This is a genomic window from Pseudomonas sp. SDT291_1_S447 (assembly GCF_054070155.1).
In genome coordinates, this window is record NZ_JBSVXS010000050.1 from 1 (window position 1) to 16,758 (window position 16,758).

The following is a 16,758-nucleotide window of genomic DNA, read 5'->3' on the forward strand; positions in this document are numbered from 1 at the left end:
GTCGGCGTACTTCTCGCAAACTACTCGATCAGTCCCCTCTCCCTTTGGGAGAGGGTTAGGGTGAGGGGCTTGTGGAGCTGGCGCGTTTCCTGCAAGTCCCCTGTAAATCGCCATAAAACGAGCGTTCGCGGTCACTCCAGCGGCGCACGGATCGGCAAAAGGTTTAGCCAGAAGGCCCGCAAAGCTCAAGAAAGCGGCGCGCAGCCCGGTGAAGAACAAGAGGGGAGACGATGAAGGCAGTTATTTTGGCGGGTGGCCTCGGCACGCGCATCAGTGAAGAGTCGCACCTCAAGCCCAAGCCGATGATCGAGATCGGCGGCAAGCCAATTCTCTGGCACATCATGAAGCAGTATTCCGCCCACGGGATTCATGACTTCGTGATTTGCCTTGGCTACAAGGGCTATGCGATCAAGGACTTCTTCGCCAACTACTTCCTGCACACCTCCGACGTCACCTTCAACATGCGCGAAAACCGCATGGACGTGCATCAGAATTACAGCGAGCCGTGGAGCGTCACGCTCATCGACACCGGTGAGGAAACCATGACCGGTGGCCGTCTGCTGCGCGCTGGCCGTTATCTGCAGGATGAAGAGGCGTTCTGCTTCACCTACGGCGACGGCGTTTCCGATATCAACATTGCGCAACTTGTGGATTTCCATAAAGGCCACGGCCGTCTCGCGACCGTCACTGCCGTGCAACCGCCGGGTCGTTACGGCGCGCTTGAGCGTCAAGGCGATCAAGTGCTGGGTTTTACCGAAAAACCTCGTGGTGACGGTGGCTGGATCAACGGTGGCTTTTTCGTACTGTCGCCAAAAGTGCTGCCGTACATCGCCGATGACTCGACCACTTGGGAAGCCGAACCCTTGGCGCGTCTGGCCGCGGACGAACAGTTGAAAGCCTTCGAACACGAAGGCTTCTGGCACCCGATGGACACCCTGCGCGACAAGAACCATCTCGAAGCGCTGTGGCAGAGCGGGGAGGCCCCATGGAAGCAATGGGCCTGAGTGCGGATTTCTGGCGCGGCAAACGCGTCCTCGTCACCGGACATACCGGTTTCAAAGGCAGTTGGCTGACCCTGTGGCTGCAAAGCCTCGGCGCGCAAGTCAGCGGTTTTTCCCTCGATCCGTCGACCGAACCGAGCCTGTTCGAACTGGCGCGCGTGCACGAAGGCATCAACGATCAGCGCGGTGATCTGCGTGATCTCGGCGCTTTGCTGGAAGTCATCGCTGATACCGAGCCGGAGATCGTGCTGCACCTGGCCGCGCAGCCGTTGGTGCGCGAAGGCTATCGCGATCCGCTCGGCACTTACTCCAGTAACGTCATGGGTACGCTAAACCTGCTCGAAGCGATTCGTCAGGTCGGTTGCGTGCGCGCCTGTGTGCTGGTGACCACCGACAAGGTCTACGCCAACAAGGAATGGCTGTGGCCATACCGCGAAGACGAAGCCCTCGGTGGCCACGACCCTTACAGCAGCAGCAAGGCCTGCTGTGAACTGCTCGCGCAATCCTATGCCGCGTCGTTTTTCCCGGCGGACAAGTACGCCGAACACGGTCTGGCCCTGGCCACCGCGCGTGCCGGCAACGTCCTCGGCGGCGGCGATTTTGCCCCTGAGCGACTGATTCCCGACGTGCTCAAAGCCTGGACCGCCGACGAGCCGGTGACCCTGCGCTATCCGCAAGCCGTACGCCCGTGGCAGCACGCGCTGGAGCCGCTCGCCGGTTACCTGCAACTGGCCGCTGGCCTCTACGAGCAAGGCCCGGAATACGCCGGGGCGTGGAACTTCGGCCCGGGCGAAGCGGACATGTGCAGCGTTGGCGAAGTCGTCGAATTGCTCGCCAGCCGCTGGCCGCAGGCGCGCGGTTTGCGCATCGAAAAAAGCGAACTGCACGAGGCGGGTCTGTTGCGTCTGGACAGCAGCCGCGCGCGCCAACTGCTCGGCTGGCAACCACGCTGGACCTTGCAGGCATGCCTGACCCAGACCCTCGACTGGCACCTGGCGTGGCAGAACGGCGATGACATGCGCACCGTCACCCTCGGCCAATTGAACCTGTACCGAGGCGCGCTGTGAGCGAGTTTTCCCTGAAGGCGTTGCCGCTGGCCGGGTTGTTCAGCGTCCAGCACAAACGTTTCGAAGATCAGCGTGGGCACTTCGCCCGGCTGTTCTGCGAAGGCAGCCTGAGTGCGTTCGGCAGTGAATTCCATATCCGTCAGATCAACCATTCCTGCACCCGCGAGAAGGGCAGTGTGCGCGGTCTGCATTATCAGAATGGCAACGCCCCGGAAGCCAAACTGATCACCTGCCTGCGCGGTGAAGTGTGGGACGTGGCGGTGGACCTGCGTCCGGATTCCGAAACGTTTCTGCACTGGCACGCCGAGCACCTGAAGGCCGGTGATGGTCGCAGCCTGTTGATCCCGGCCGGGTTCGCCCACGGTTTCCAGACGCTGAGCGAAGACGCCGAATTGCTTTACTTGCACAGCGCCGATTACGCGCCGGAGCATGAGGGCGGTCTGTCGGTGAACGATCCACGGCTGGCGATTGCCTGGCCGTTGCCTGTCAATAATTTGTCAGCGCGGGATTCCAGCCATCCCGCGCTCGATCAACACTTTGCTGGAGTGCGTCTATGAACTGCCGTGGGTGCGCCGCACCGCTGAGCCTGCCGCTGATCGACCTTGGTACCTCGCCGCCGTCCAACGCCTACGTCCACGCTGATCGCCTGGAACAGGCCGAGCAGTGGGTGCCGCTGAAGGTCGCGGTGTGCCAGCAATGCTGGCTGGTACAGACCGAGGATTACACCAGCGCCGACAGCCTGTTCGACGCCGAGTACGCCTACTTCAGTTCGTTCTCCAGCACCTGGCTGGCCCATGCCGAGCGCTATGTCGCCGAAATGGTCGAGCGCTTTGGCCTGACTGCCGACAGTCGCGTGGTCGAAATCGCCGCCAACGACGGTTATCTGCTGCAGTACGTCGCCGCTCGCGGCATTGCGTGCCTGGGCGTCGAGCCGACCCGCAGCACTGCACAAGCGGCGCGGGAAAAAGGCCTGGAAATCCGCGAACTGTTCTTCGGTTGCGACACCGCCATGAAGCTGAAAAGCGAAGGCTGGGGCGCCGACCTGATGGCGGCCAACAACGTGCTCGCGCATGTGCCGGATATCAACGATTTCCTCGGCGGCTTCGCGACGCTGCTCAAGCCAACCGGCGTGGCCACCTTCGAATTCCCGCAACTGCTGACGCTGATGGCGGGCGCGCAGTTCGACACGCTCTATCACGAGCACTATTCCTATCTGTCGCTGACCGCCGTGCAGACCCTGTGCGAGCGCAATGGTCTGGAAGTGTTCGACGTCAGCCAACTGACCACCCATGGTGGTTCGCTGCGCGTATTCGTCCAGCGCAAGGACGGCCAGCGCCGTGCGGTTCAACCTGCGGTGCAGCAACAATTGCAAGCCGAACTGGATGCCGGGGTAAAAACCGCCGAGTACTACGCCACCCTCGCGCCTGCCGCTGAACGCATCAAGCATGAACTGTTGCGCTTCCTGTTGCAGGCCAAGGCCGACGGCAAACGTGTGGTCGGTTACGGCGCGGCGGCCAAGGGCAACACCTTGCTCAACTACGCCGGGGTCAAACCCGACCTGCTGGCCTGGGTGGCTGATGCCAATCCGCACAAGCAGGGCAAGTTCCTGCCGGGTAGCCGCATTCCGATTGTGGCGCCGGCGCAGATTGATCTCGAAAAACCGGATTACGTGCTGGTGCTGCCGTGGAACCTGCTGCACGAAGTCAGTCAGCAACTGGCGCAAGTGCGTCAGTGGGATGGCCGCTTCGTGATCGCCGTGCCTGAGTTGAGCGTGCTGTGAAGGTTCTGGTCACTGGCGCCACAGGGTTTGTCGGTCGGCATCTGGTCGCGGCATTGCTTGCACGCGGCTGCGATGTTCGCGCCGTGGCGCGCAACGCAGAAACCGCGCAAGGCATGCCGTGGATCAACAGCGTCGAGTTCATCGCCGCGGATATTCACGCCGCCGATCTCGATATCCACGCGTTGACCGATGGCATCGACGCGCTGGCGCATCTGGCCTGGCCGGGTTTGCCGAACTATCGGGCGCTGTTCCATTTCGAGCACAACCTGATGGCTGATTACCGCTTTATCAAAAGCGCGGTCGAGGCGGGCGTGCAGCAGGTGCTGGTCACCGGCACCTGTTTTGAATACGGCATGCAAAGCGGGCCACTCAGCGAAAGCACCGAGCCGCAGCCGAGCAATCCTTACGGTCTGGCCAAGCACACGCTACAGCTGTTTTTGCAACATCTGCAGCAGGAACAACCGTTCACCTTGCAGTGGGCGCGCCTGTTCTATCTGCATGGCGAAGGTCAGAACCCCAACAGTCTGTTGGCGGCACTGGACCGGGCGATCGATGCCGGTGAGCCGTCGTTCAACATGTCGGCCGGTGAGCAGCTGCGCGATTTTCTGCCGATTGAGCGCGCTGCCGGTTACCTCGCCGCGATCCTGCAAAAAACCGACTTCAACGGCGTGATCAATTGCGCCAGCGGCCAACCGGTGTCCGTACGTGCGTTGGTCGAACAACGCCTGCGCGAACGCGACGTGTCGCTGCATCTGAACCTCGGCCACTACCCATACCCAACCCACGAGCCCCTGGCGTTCTGGGCGGTGACCGAGCGTTTGCAACAGTTACTGGGAGAGCCGCAATGAAGCACGAGTTGTACCGGGTCACCGACCTGCCGGTGCTGCAGAACCGCACCTTTGCCGATGCCGCATCGGCACAGGCCTCGGCCAGTGCCGACATGCTGTTGGTGCAGGACGAGCGCAGCGGTTTGATCTTCAACGCCGCGTTCGACGCCGACAAACTCAGCTACGACGCCGATTACCAGAACGAACAGGCGCATTCCGGCCAGTTCCAGAAGCACTTGAGTGACGTCGAAGGCATCATCGCCAAGCACTTCAAGGGCCAGGAGCTGATCGAAGTCGGCTGCGGCAAAGGCTACTTTCTTGAGTTGCTCAAGGGCCTCGGTTATGCGATCACCGGCATCGATCCGGCTTACGAAGGCGAAAGCGCCGACGTGATCAAGGCACCGTTCACCCGTGGCCTGGGACTGGCCGCAGACGCCATCGTGCTCCGCCATGTGCTGGAACATATTCAGGATCCGGTGAGCTTCCTCGCTGAAATTGCCAACGCCAATCAGGGCGGGCAGATCTACATCGAAGTGCCGTGCTTCGACTGGATTCTCGAGCACAAAGCCTGGTTCGATCTGTTCTACGAACACGTCAATTATTTCCGCCTCGATGACCTGCGGCGGATGTTCGGCACGGTGCACGAGGCTGGTCACCTGTTCGGTGGCCAATACCTGTACATCGTCGCCGACCTTGGGACATTGCGCCTGACCCCGGAGCAACCGGTGCCGCGCCTGGCCCTGCCTGACGGCTTCACCGCCAGCCTCGATCGCGCCGTGCAGATCATTCAGTCCGCCCCCGAGCAGGGTTCGGCGATCTGGGGCGCCTCGTCCAAAGGCGTGATCTATTCGCTGTTCCTGCAACGCGCCGGGGTGGCAGTGGATCGTGTGGTGGATATCAACCCGGCCAAGCAGGGGCGTTATCTGCCATTGAGCGGCGCACGGGTGTCCTCGCCGCAAGAGGCGATGGACGCGCTGCCCGAGGGCGCCAACCTGTTTGTGATGAATTCCAATTACCTCGAAGAGATCAAGCGGATGACCGGTGGACGCTACGTCTATCACGCCGTCGACAGCGCTTCGTTTCAGTGACCCTTGAGATTATTAAAATGACCGACAACAGCATCAACCAAGCCTTCGAAGCCGAGTGCCGGGAACAGATTGCCCAGCAGGGTGACGACCAGAAACTCACCGGCCTGGCCCGTGATTTCTTCAATGAATCGGCCAAGCACAAATACAGCTACCACTTCTCGTGGATGGGCCGTCCGATCATCCAGCTGCCACAAGACATGATGGCCATGCAGGAGATCATCTGGCAGGTCAAACCGGACCTGGTCATCGAGTGCGGCATCGCCCACGGCGGCTCGATCATCTACTACGCCTCGTTGCTGGAGCTGCAAGGCCACGGCGAAGTGCTGGGCATCGACCTCGACATTCGCCCGCACAACCGCGAAGCGATCGAAAGCCACCCGATGGCCAAGCGCATCAAGATGATCGAAGGTTCGAGCATCGACGCCGGCATTGCCGCCCAGGTGCAGGCTGCGGCCAAAGGCAAGAAAGTCATTCTGGTGCTCGACTCCAACCACACCCACGATCACGTCCTCGAAGAACTGCGTCTGTACGCTCCACTGGTGTCGGTCGACAGCTACTGCGTGGTGATGGACACCGTGGTCGAAGACATGCCGGCCGATTTCTTCCCGGATCGCCCATGGGGTCCGGGCGACAACCCGAAAACCGCCGTGTGGAAATACCTCGAAGAGAACCAGGATTTCGAGATCGACCAGCAGTTGCAAAACAAGCTGCTGATCACCGTGGCGCCGGACGGCTATCTGCGTCGCGTCCGTTAATTCGCAACATCACCAAGCGTTGTTTCGGCGAGTCGCCGGTTGTGGAGAGAAGTTATGCAAGGCAAGTACAGTACTGAACTGGCGCTACCGCTCGAAGAGCTATTGACCGTCGTCCTGATTACTCACAATCGGCCGGCGTTTCTGCGCCGGGCGGTGAAGTATTACAGCAGCTTGCCCTGCAGGATCATGGTGCTCGATTCGACACTCGAACGACCTGAAGGCGACTTCTCCGCCGTCGATTACCACCATGTGCCGCAGTTCGCCTACTGGGGCATGCAGGCCAAACTGGCCTATGGTGTCGAGCATCTGACCACGCCGTACATGGTGCTGGCGGCCGACGACGACTTCATCCTGCATGATTCGCTGGCAGAATCCGTCGGTTTCCTGCATGCCAACCCTGATTACGGGATGTGCCACGGCTATTGCCTGATGTACCTGTCATTGGCTCATGGCGTGAACTACTACCGCCGTGACAAGAAAGTCCAGGAAGACTATGCGTCCGAGCGGGCGCAGGATCGCGTCCTCGATTACATGAGCCAGTACATCCCGCCGTTCTACGCGGTAACCCGTACTGACCTGATGAAAAACTGGCATGCGGCGCTGCCGCCGGGGACCAATTTCCAGTGGCAGGAAATTGGCCACGTCTACTACCTGCTGGCCAGTGCCAAGGCGCGCATCCTGCCGATTCCGTACGTGGTGCGCGAGATCAACTACGGTGTCTCCGAGCACAATACCGATGTGTATCACTCGCTGACCTACGTCGACGCCAAATCGGTCGCCGAACGCGAGGCGTTTGCCGAGTTCCTCGTCTCGCTGCCTACCGCTATCGAAGGGCTGGATGCCGGGCAGGCCAAGGCCTTTGCCCTGGAGAGTTTCGAGGCAATGGCCGACAGCCTGAAGTCCGGGCGGGCACTGACCGCCGAGCTGATTATCGAGTCGACCTGGAACCAGGAACTGAAGGCGCCGGATCGTCGTTTTGGCCCGCTGCAGTATGTCGAAATGCCGTTTTACAACCAGGCATTCTTTGAGCGTCTGGAGCAGTTCGAATTCATCTTGCACACGCTGCCGGCCGGTCGCATGCAACTCGAAGGGCTGGAAGGCGTGTGGGCCCGTCAGGCGCATCTGTTGCAGGCGCGCAACAACGACACGGCGGAAAGTGTAGTTGACCGGTTGTGGCAGGCCCATGATCTCAACGCCTTCAACCAGACTGTGGTCAAACGCCTGGCGGCGCAACTGGACGTTGTCGGTGACGAAAGCGCTGCGCAAGCCATGCGCGAGTGGATCGCCCGTCTCGAAGCGCTGACGGTCGACGATCATCAGCCAGTCTTCGGCAAAATGAAGTCCGGTCGCCTGTTGCAGTGGCTGGCGGCTCGCACGCCGGCGATCGAACAACTCGAGTCGATTGGCCAACATCTGGCGACTGAAGGCGGTGGCCCGCAATTCGGCATTTTCCTGCTCGACCTGGACAACGACATCGACAAGTTGCAGGTGTCGCTCGACAGCCTGCTGGAAGGTCACTGCAAAGCGTTCAGGATTGTCGTGTTCACCACCGGCGAAGCACCGGCGGCGACGACGGCACAAAACACTCTGCACTTTGTCCGTGTTACCCAAAGCAACTTTGTCGACAAGCTCAACCAGAGCGCTCAGCAGTCGCCAAGCGATTGGTTACTGCTGGGAGAGGCGGGTGACCAGTTCACCGCCAGCGGCCTGTTGCGCGCCAGCCTGGAACTGATGTCGGCAGAGGGTGTACGTGCCGTCGCCACCGATGAGATCCAGCGCAAGGACAATGGCGCGCTGGTTGACGTGTTCCGCCCCGGTTTCAATCTCGATCTGCTGCAAAGCGTGCCGGCACTGATGGCGCGCCATTGGTTGATCCGTCGCGAAGTGTTGCTCGACGCCGGCGGTTATCAGGCCGATTTCAGCAAGGCGCTGGAATTCGACCTGCTGCTGCGCATTATTGAGCAGGGTGGCCTCGATGGCCTCGCGCACCTCGACGAGCCGTTGCTGATCACTCAGGCGGCAGAGCTTGAAGAAAACGCCCACGAGCGTCAGGCATTGTTGCGTCATCTGGGTAATCGCGGCTACAAGGCCAAGGTCACGTCGACGGCGCCGGGCACCTGGCAGATCGATTACCGTCACACCGAACAGCCACTGGTTTCGATCATTGTGCCGGTCATCGATGATCTGCCAGTGCTGCGCCGCTGCCTGGAAGGCGTGTTGCTCAGAACCCGTTACAGTCGTTATGAAGTGTTGCTGGCGGCAAACGCCAATCAGTCGGCAGCGGTCAACGACTGGCTGGGCACGCTGCGCCACGCCAAAGTCAATGTGTTGCGTGCCGATCAGCCGCTGAGCGAAGTCGCGCTGTACAACGCTGCCAGCGAGCAGGCTCAGGGTGAGTATCTGGTACTGCTGGCCGCAGACAGTGAAGTCGTCAATCCGAACTGGATCGATTCGCTGCTCAACCACGCCCAGCGTCCGGAAGTGGGCATCGTCGGTGCGAAATTGGTCGACCGTGACGGCAACATCGCTCAGGCCGGTCTGATTCTTGGCCTCAACGATGGCGTGGGATCGGCCTTCATCGGTGATAAACACGCGGCAGCCGGCTACATGCATCGTCTGGCCGTCGAGCAGAATTACTCGGCCGTGTCGAAGGTCTGCCTGATGGTGCGCAAAGAACTGTTCAACGTCCTTGGCGGGCTGGACGAAGTGACCTTCGTCGAGGGTTATGCCGATGTCGATCTGTGCCTCAAGGCCGGTCAGGCCGGTTACCTCACCGTGTGGACGCCGTTGGTGCAGGTGCTGCATACCGGTGAGCTGCCGCAGGCGCCGCAAGCACTGGCGGCACTGCGTGAAAAATGGAGCGATGTCTTCGCGCAGGATCCGGCTTACAACGCCAACCTGGCGCTGAGCGGCAAAGGTTTCACCCTGGGTGAAAATGCCTCGATCAACTGGGCTCAGTTGCTCGCTTAAGCGCGCCGGACAGGAATCAGCATATGTTCAACGGTAAATCGATTTTCATCTCCGGCGGCACCGGTTCGTTCGGGCGCAAATTCATTGCGCGTCTGCTCGAGCAATACCAGCCCAAGCGCGTGGTGGTGTTCTCCCGTGACGAGCTGAAGCAGTATGAAATGCAGCAGACGTTCAACGCGCCATGCATGCGTTACTTCATTGGTGATGTGCGTGACGCCGATCGCCTGCGTCAGGCCATGCGCGGCATCGACTACGTGGTGCATGCCGCGGCGTTGAAGCAAGTGCCGGCGGCGGAATACAACCCGACCGAATGCATCCGCACCAACGTCAACGGCGCGGAGAACATCATCGCCGCCGCCATCGACAACGGCGTGAAAAAAGTTGTCGCGCTGTCTACCGACAAGGCGGCCAGCCCGATCAATCTGTACGGCGCAACCAAGTTGCTTTCGGACAAATTGTTCGTCGCCGCCAACAACATTGCCGGCGAGCAGGAAACCCGTTTTGCCGTGGTGCGCTACGGCAACGTGGCCGGCTCGCGCGGTTCGGTGGTGCCGTTCTTCAGCAAGCTGATCGCCGACGGTGCTCAGGAGTTGCCGATCACCGACGAACGCATGACACGGTTCTGGATCACCCTCGACCACGGCGTGCAATTCGTCCTCGACAGCTTTGCGCGGATGCACGGCGGCGAAGTGTTCGTGCCGAAGATCCCGTCGATCCGCATCGTCGATCTGGCGCGCGGCATGGCTGAACATCTGCCGCACAAGCACGTCGGCATTCGACCCGGTGAAAAGCTGCATGAGTTGATGGTGCCGCTGGACGATGCGCGGATGACCCTTGAGTTCGAAGATCACTACACCATCCAGCCGTCGATTCGCTTCACCAGTGTCGATGTCGATTTCGCCGTCGACAGACTCGGTGAGCAGGGGCGTGTCGTCAGCGAAGATTTCGAGTACCGCTCCGACACCAACCCGCATTTTCTCTCGGTCGGGCAGATCGCCGATCTGCACGCGAAGCTCTCGGTATGATTCCCTACGGTCGGCAAAGCCTCGATCAGGCAGACATCGACGCCGTCGTCGAAGTGCTGCAGTCGGACTGGCTGACCCAAGGGCCGAGCATCGAGCGTTTCGAGCAGGCAATGGCCGAGCGTTGCCAGGCTGACTTCGCCGTCGCGGTGTGCAACGCCACGGCGGCGCTGCACATTGCCTGCCTGGCCGCCGGTCTGGGGCCAGGTGACCGTTTATGGACGACGCCGAATACCTTTCTTGCCTCGGCCAACTGTGGACGTTATTGCGGTGCCGAGGTTGATTTCGTCGACATCGATCCGTTGACCTGGAACCTCGACGCCTTCGCTCTTGCAGCGAAACTCGATCAGGCCGAGCAGGACGGCACTTTGCCGAAAGTGCTGGTGGCGGTGGCGTTCTCCGGGCAGAGCTGCGACATGCGCAAGATTGCCGAACTGGCCGAGCGCTACAACTTCACCGTGATCGAAGATGCGTCTCACGCGGTGGGTGCGTCCTACGCAGGACGTCCGGTTGGCTGCGGTCAATTTGCAGCAATGACGGTGTTCAGTTTTCACCCGGTGAAGATCATCACCAGCGCCGAGGGCGGCATGGTGTTGACCAATCGTCCGGAGCTGGCCGAGCGCCTGCAACGTTTGCGCAGCCACGGCATGACCCGCGATCCGCAGCAAATGACCGAGGCCAGTCATGGCCCGTGGTACTACCAGCAGATCGAGCTGGGCTTCAATTACCGCATCACCGATCTGCAAGCCGCGCTGGGTTGGTCGCAACTGAGCAAACTCGACGACTTCATCGCCCGGCGCCGCGAGCTTGCCGCGCGTTACGCTCGCCTGCTGGCGTACTTGCCGGTAACGTTGCCCAGCCCTCAGCCCGAGGCGCAATCGGCTTGGCACCTGTATGTGATTCGGCTGCAGACCGATCGCATCGGCCTCAGTCATCGTCAGGTGTTTGAAGGCTTGCGTGCTGCCGGTGTTGGCGTGAATCTGCACTACATTCCTGTGCACCTGCAGCCGTACTATCGCGACCTGGGTTTCGCCGAGGGCGATTTCCCCGAAGCCGAACGTTATTACGCCGAGGCGATCAGCCTGCCGCTGTTTCCGCTGTTGAGCGATGCGCAACAGGATTACGTGGTCGAGCAATTGCGTCGGCTGACCGAATAATTGCCGCTGAGGCAAAGGATGAGTATCTGCAATGCGTCATTTGAGTGAGCAGGAAAAGTTCTGGCAGGGCGACTTCGGTAACCAGTACGTCGAGCGCAATGTCGGCCAACCGCTGGTGGCGACGAATCTGGCGTTGTTTGCCAAAGCGCTGAGCCGTGCCGCAGGCATCGAGAGCCTGGTCGAACTGGGCACTAACGCCGGCAACAATTTGCAGGCGTTGCATCGACTGCTGCCCCGTTGCCAGCTGTTCGGCGTCGAGATCAATGACAGCGCCTGTGCTCAGGCTCGGGCGTTGGACATCGCACAGATCTGGCATGGCTCGCTGTTCGATTTCCCGCGCGAGCGCCGCTACGACCTGACCCTGAGTAAAGGCGTGCTGATTCACTTGGCCCCGGAGCTGTTGCCGACCGCTTATGCGCAGTTGTACGAGTTGAGCCAGCGCTACATCCTGATCGCCGAGTATTACAATCCGGCACCGGTGGAAGTGTCCTATCGTGGCAACAGCGGCAAGCTGTTCAAGCGCGATTTTGCCGGTGAGATGCTCGATCGCTATGCCGATCTGCACCTGCTGGATTACGGTTTCGTCTATCACCGCGATCCGCAATTCCCGGCAGACGATGTCACTTGGTTCCTGTTGGAAAAACGTCCTTGAGCAACGTGGCAATCATCCCGGCCCGTGGCGGCAGCAAACGCATCCCGCGCAAGAATCTCTTGCCATTCGACGGCGTGCCGATGATTGTCCGTTCGATCCGCACTGCGCTGGAATCGGGTTTGTTCGATCAGGTTGTGGTCAGCACCGACGATGGCGAAATTGCCGATGTGGCGCGAGCCCATGGCGCGCAGGTGCCATTTTTGCGCCCGGCAGAACTGGCCGATGATTTCACCGGCACGGCGGCAGTGATCGTGCATGCCTTGCAGCAGTTGCCGGCGTTCGATTACGCCTGTTGCGTGTATGCCACGGCGCCGCTGTTGCAGGCGCGCTATCTGCGTCAGGGCATCGAGTTGCTGGAGCAGCACCTGGACAAGTCTTTCGCGTTCTCCGTGTGCAGTTTCGGTTTTCCGGTGCAGCGTGCGCTGACGCTGGACGGGCAGGGTGCGTTGAGCGCTTTGTATCCGGAATTTCGCAATACACGTTCGCAGGATTTGCCCGAAGCATTTCAGGACGCCGGTCAGTTTTACTGGGGGCGCACTGAGGCGTGGTTGCGCGGCGAGGTGCTCTATTCGCCAGCCAGCCTGCCGGTGATTCTGCCCCGGCATCTGGTGCAGGACATCGACACCCTTGAAGACTGGAAGCGTGCCGAATACCTATACGCCGCGCTCAAGGCGGGTGGAGAGCTGCAATGAGAGTGCTGATTCGTGCCGACGCCTCGCCAACCATCGGCAGCGGCCACATTGCCCGCTGCCTGACGCTGGCGCGAGTGTTGCGCGGGCAGGGCAGCCATGTCGCGTTTGCCTGTCGAAAATTGCCCGGGCATCGGCTCGATATGCTCAGCGCCGAAGGGTTCGAGACATTCGCGTTGCCGGATCTCTATTGTGATGAAGACCCACAGCAAGCCATCGAATCAATGCTGCCGTGGCAGGCCGACATCGACGCGCTGGATCTGTTGTTGGCCGGCCATGCCGGGTTCGACTGGATCATCGTCGATCATTACGGCCTCGATCATTACTGGCAAACCGCCGCCCGGCGCTGGGCGCAGCGCATAGCGGCAGTCGACGATCTGGCTACCCGGCGCTACAGCGCAGATCTTTTGCTCAATCAGAACTTGTCCGGTCTGCATGAAAATTATCAGCCGCTGTTGCCCGACGGCTGTCGCACCTTGCTCGGTCCGCGCTATGCCATGTTGCGCGAAGAGTTCTGTTGCCCGGCCATCGAAATCAAACCCAGGGCTCGCCGCGTGCTGGTCAATTTCGGCGGCTTCGATGCGGCCATGCAGACCCATCACGCGATGCTCGCCCTGGCCGATTACAGCGAGCTGCAAGTGGACTTTGTCGCCGGTGCCGACAACCCGGCGTGGACGCTGATGCAGGCCTTGGCCGAGACGCGGCCGAACTGGCGCCTGCACAGCTTCGTCAGCGATTTCCATCAGCGCATGACGGAAGCGGATCTGTTTATCGGCGCCGGGGGCGGCACCAGTTGGGAGCGGGCGGCGATGGGGTTGCCGACGATTTGCATTGCCGTGTCAAACAACCAGCAGAGCAACGGCGAAGTCATGGCCGCGGCGGGCGCGCATGTGTTCATGGGCGCTCGTGAGCAAGTCAGTGTCGAGCAGTTGCGCGACGCCATCGGCTTTGTCACCGGCAATCATTATTTGCGCCAAAGCCTGGCCGAGCGCTCGCGACAACTGGTCGACGGACGCGGTGCCGAGCGTGTCGCGGTGGCACTGGCCGGTGCGGTGCTGAAGGTGCGTGCGGCGACCCTGGATGATGCGCAGTTGCTGTTCGATGGGCGTAATGCCGAAACGGTACGACGCTGGTCGCTGGACAGCGGCGTGATCGATTGGCCGCAGCACCTGAACTGGCTGACGGCGAGTTTGCGCAATCCACAGCGTCTGCTGTTGATCGCCGAGGCGGATGACGGTGCGGTCGGCGTTGTGCGGTATGACCTGCGCGGGTTTGAAGCCGAAGTCTCGATCTACCTGCTCGAACGGCGGATGGGTCTGGGGTGGGGCAGGGCGCTATTGGCCCGTGGCGAGGCGTTTGTTGCCGCGCACTGGCCGCAACTGACGGTCATCACCGCTCGGGTGTTGCCGGACAATCGTCCCTCGTTGAATGTGTTTCGTGACGCCGGGTTCACTCAGAGTGCCTGTGCGTTCACCCGTGTTTTGAAGGATTACCCGCATGACTAGTTTCAAGATCGGCAACCGCTTGATCGGTGCCGACGCGCCACCCTTCATCATTGCCGAGATGAGCGGCAACCATAACCAGTCACTGGACGTCGCCCTGCAAATCGTCGAAGCGGCGGCCAAGGCCGGCGCGCATGCGCTGAAGCTGCAAACCTACACCGCCGAAACCATGACGCTGGATTTGTCTGAAGGCGAATTCTTCATCAAGGATCCGAACAGTCTGTGGGCGGGTACTTCGCTCTACGACTTGTATGAAAAAGCCCATACGCCGTGGGAATGGCATGCACCGATTTTTGCTCGTGCCAAGGAACTGGGGATGCTCGCGTTCTCGACACCGTTCGATGACAGCGCCGTGGACTTTCTCGAAAGCCTTGATGTGCCGGCGTACAAGATCGCCAGTTTCGAAAACACTGACTTGCCGTTGATTCGCCGTGTAGCCGCCACCGGCAAACCGCTGATCATCTCCACGGGCATGGCCAGCATCGCTGAACTGGATGAAGCCGTGCGCGCTGCCCGCGAAGCTGGCTGCAAGGATCTGGTGCTGCTCAAATGCACCAGCACCTATCCGGCGACGCCACTCAACAGCAACGTGCGCACGATCCCGCATCTGCGTGAATTGTTCGGTTGCGAGGTAGGCCTGTCGGATCATTCAATGGGCGTCGGCGTGTCGGTAGCGGCGGTGGCGCTTGGCGCGACCGTGGTGGAAAAGCACTTCACCCTCGACCGTTCAGCAGGTGGCGTCGATGCCAGTTTCTCGCTGGAGCCGGCAGAAATGGCCAGTCTGGTGGTGGAAACCGAGCGCGCCTGGCAAGCCATGGGGCAGGTGCATTACGGCGTCACAGAGGCTGAACGCAAGTCGCTGGTCTATCGCCGCTCGCTGTATGTCACGGCCGACATGGCCGCCGGTGACACCTTTACCGGGGACAATCTGCGCGCCATTCGCCCGGGTCTTGGTCTGCCGCCCAAGCACACCGACGCCGTCCTCGGCCGCCGCGCACGCGCGCCAATCAAGCGCGGCACGCCGCTGGACTGGTCGTTGGTCGAATAACCTGATCTGCACCGATTCGGCAAAATAGCGTGACCTGCGAGTCATAACGCGCATCTTCACTGTATTGTATTGATCGGGGAGATGGCGCCTGGCTCGTTTTCGATTCCAGTGATAGCCCTTTGCGCTCCCCGTGGCTGCCCGTTGTGGCGGCCGTTTTCTGTTTGTCGGCGCCCCTCGAAATCCTTGCGAGCGGTGGTCTTGGGCTGTTTTTTATTGGGAAGCCGTAATGATTGGCATAAAAAGCATTGCGAGCTACGTTCCTGTAGCCGGCGTGGACAATTACGCACAAGGTGCAAAATTCGAGAAGGATGAAGAATTCATCCTTGGCAAGATCGGTTCGGCGTTTCTGCCACGCAAAGACGCTGAACAGGAAACCTCCGATCTGTGCGTGGAAGCGGCCAATGCGCTGTTTGCCAGCAACCCTGAACTGAAGCGTGAATCGATCGACGCCTTGATCGTCGTCACCCAGAACGGTGACGAAGAAGGCCTGCCGCACACCGCAGCGATCGTGCAGGACAAACTCGGTCTGCCGACCAACGTTGCCGCGTTCGACATTTCCCTGGGCTGCTCCGGTTATGTCTACGGCATCTACGCGATCAAGGGCTTCATGGAAGCCGCCGGCCTGAAGAACGGCCTGCTGATCACCGCTGACCCGTATTCGAAAATCGTCGATCCGGAAGACCGCAACACCACCATGCTGTTCGGCGATGCCGCCACCGCTACATGGATGGGCGAAGATCCGACCTGGGCGCTGGGCAAGGCCAAGTTCGGTACTGACGGTTCCGGTGCGCCGCACCTGAAAGTCACCGATGGCGTGTTCTTCATGAACGGTCGTCAGGTGTTCAACTTTGCTCTGCTGAAGGTGCCGGCACACTTGCACGAGTTGCTCGATGACTCTGGTCTGAAGGCGGATGACATCGATGCCTTCTGCATTCACCAGGGCAGTGCGGCGATTGTCGATGCCGTGGCGCGGCGTTTCGAAGGCGAGCCGGAGAAGTTCATCAAGGACATGGTCGAGACCGGCAATACCGTGTCGTCGAGCATTCCGTTGCTGCTGGAAAAACACGTCATCGATTCCGACTGGCAGCGTATTGCCCTGAGCGGTTTTGGTGTCGGTCTGTCGTGGGGCTCGGCGATCATCTATCGTCCTTGAGTCTGATCAAAAACGGCGGATACAAAAATAGCGTTCAAGGTTAACCT

The 16,758-nt window shown here is 60.6% G+C and carries 15 protein-coding genes; all 15 read left to right on the forward strand.

From position 1 onward, the window contains the following. Positions 1 to 230: 230 nt before the first annotated feature. The 15 genes from rfbF (at position 231) to ACW9IR_RS16795 (ending at position 16,711) form a co-directional block, all read left to right on the forward strand. Positions 231 to 1,004, forward strand: coding sequence for a glucose-1-phosphate cytidylyltransferase (rfbF, locus tag ACW9IR_RS16725; protein WP_457464266.1), 774 nt, complete (start codon positions 231 to 233; stop codon positions 1,002 to 1,004). Then, the gene (gene rfbG, locus ACW9IR_RS16730) at positions 986 to 2,068 is read left to right on the forward strand and encodes a CDP-glucose 4,6-dehydratase (RefSeq protein ID WP_095122731.1); all 1,083 of its coding nucleotides are present in this window, start codon (positions 986 to 988) and stop codon (positions 2,066 to 2,068) included. Before rfbF ends, rfbG begins: the two co-directional genes overlap by 19 nt. Continuing rightward, positions 2,065 to 2,625: a dTDP-4-dehydrorhamnose 3,5-epimerase gene (rfbC, locus tag ACW9IR_RS16735; protein ID WP_102900440.1), complete on the forward strand. Its 561-nt coding sequence runs from the start codon at positions 2,065 to 2,067 to the stop codon at positions 2,623 to 2,625. Before rfbG ends, rfbC begins: the two co-directional genes overlap by 4 nt. Beyond that, a complete protein-coding gene (locus ACW9IR_RS16740; protein ID WP_457464269.1) occupies positions 2,622 to 3,848 on the forward strand; it encodes a methyltransferase domain-containing protein in 1,227 nt (408 codons plus the stop codon). The genes rfbC and ACW9IR_RS16740 overlap by 4 nt, the downstream gene beginning before the upstream one ends. Further along, the gene (locus ACW9IR_RS16745; RefSeq protein WP_457464271.1) at positions 3,845 to 4,696 is read left to right on the forward strand and encodes an NAD-dependent epimerase/dehydratase family protein; all 852 of its coding nucleotides are present in this window, start codon (positions 3,845 to 3,847) and stop codon (positions 4,694 to 4,696) included. Before ACW9IR_RS16740 ends, ACW9IR_RS16745 begins: the two co-directional genes overlap by 4 nt. Then, positions 4,693 to 5,763: a class I SAM-dependent methyltransferase gene (locus ACW9IR_RS16750; protein ID WP_102900443.1), complete on the forward strand. Its 1,071-nt coding sequence runs from the start codon at positions 4,693 to 4,695 to the stop codon at positions 5,761 to 5,763. The genes ACW9IR_RS16745 and ACW9IR_RS16750 overlap by 4 nt, the downstream gene beginning before the upstream one ends. A 17-nt stretch (positions 5,764 to 5,780) precedes the next feature. Next, positions 5,781 to 6,518 carry a cephalosporin hydroxylase family protein gene (locus ACW9IR_RS16755; protein WP_093439633.1) on the forward strand — a complete coding sequence of 246 codons (738 nt, stop codon included), beginning with the start codon at positions 5,781 to 5,783 and terminating at the stop codon, positions 6,516 to 6,518. A 54-nt stretch (positions 6,519 to 6,572) separates the two neighbouring features. Further along, positions 6,573 to 9,488, forward strand: a complete 2,916-nt coding sequence (locus tag ACW9IR_RS16760; RefSeq protein ID WP_102900444.1) for a glycosyltransferase family 2 protein — start codon at positions 6,573 to 6,575, stop codon at positions 9,486 to 9,488. Between the two features lie 23 nt (positions 9,489 to 9,511). Next, entirely contained in the window at positions 9,512 to 10,513 is a 1,002-nt protein-coding gene (gene pseB, locus ACW9IR_RS16765) for a UDP-N-acetylglucosamine 4,6-dehydratase (inverting) (protein WP_095122719.1), read from the forward strand. Further along, entirely contained in the window at positions 10,510 to 11,667 is a 1,158-nt protein-coding gene (pseC, locus tag ACW9IR_RS16770; protein WP_457464274.1) for a UDP-4-amino-4,6-dideoxy-N-acetyl-beta-L-altrosamine transaminase, read from the forward strand. Before pseB ends, pseC begins: the two co-directional genes overlap by 4 nt. Before the next feature lie 31 nt (positions 11,668 to 11,698). Next, positions 11,699 to 12,319, forward strand: a complete 621-nt coding sequence (locus ACW9IR_RS16775; protein ID WP_457464276.1) for a pseudaminic acid biosynthesis-associated methylase — start codon at positions 11,699 to 11,701, stop codon at positions 12,317 to 12,319. Continuing rightward, a complete protein-coding gene (gene pseF / locus ACW9IR_RS16780) occupies positions 12,316 to 13,011 on the forward strand; it encodes a pseudaminic acid cytidylyltransferase (protein ID WP_110719976.1) in 696 nt (231 codons plus the stop codon). Before ACW9IR_RS16775 ends, pseF begins: the two co-directional genes overlap by 4 nt. Next, positions 13,008 to 14,513: a UDP-2,4-diacetamido-2,4,6-trideoxy-beta-L-altropyranose hydrolase gene (gene pseG, locus ACW9IR_RS16785; protein ID WP_457464278.1), complete on the forward strand. Its 1,506-nt coding sequence runs from the start codon at positions 13,008 to 13,010 to the stop codon at positions 14,511 to 14,513. The genes pseF and pseG overlap by 4 nt, the downstream gene beginning before the upstream one ends. After that, positions 14,506 to 15,558, forward strand: coding sequence for a pseudaminic acid synthase (pseI, locus tag ACW9IR_RS16790; RefSeq protein WP_457464280.1), 1,053 nt, complete (start codon positions 14,506 to 14,508; stop codon positions 15,556 to 15,558). The genes pseG and pseI overlap by 8 nt, the downstream gene beginning before the upstream one ends. Before the next feature lie 226 nt (positions 15,559 to 15,784). Further along, complete coding sequence (locus tag ACW9IR_RS16795) at positions 15,785 to 16,711, forward strand: ketoacyl-ACP synthase III (RefSeq protein WP_095122707.1); 927 nt, start codon at positions 15,785 to 15,787, stop codon at positions 16,709 to 16,711. Positions 16,712 to 16,758: the final 47 nt, after the last annotated feature.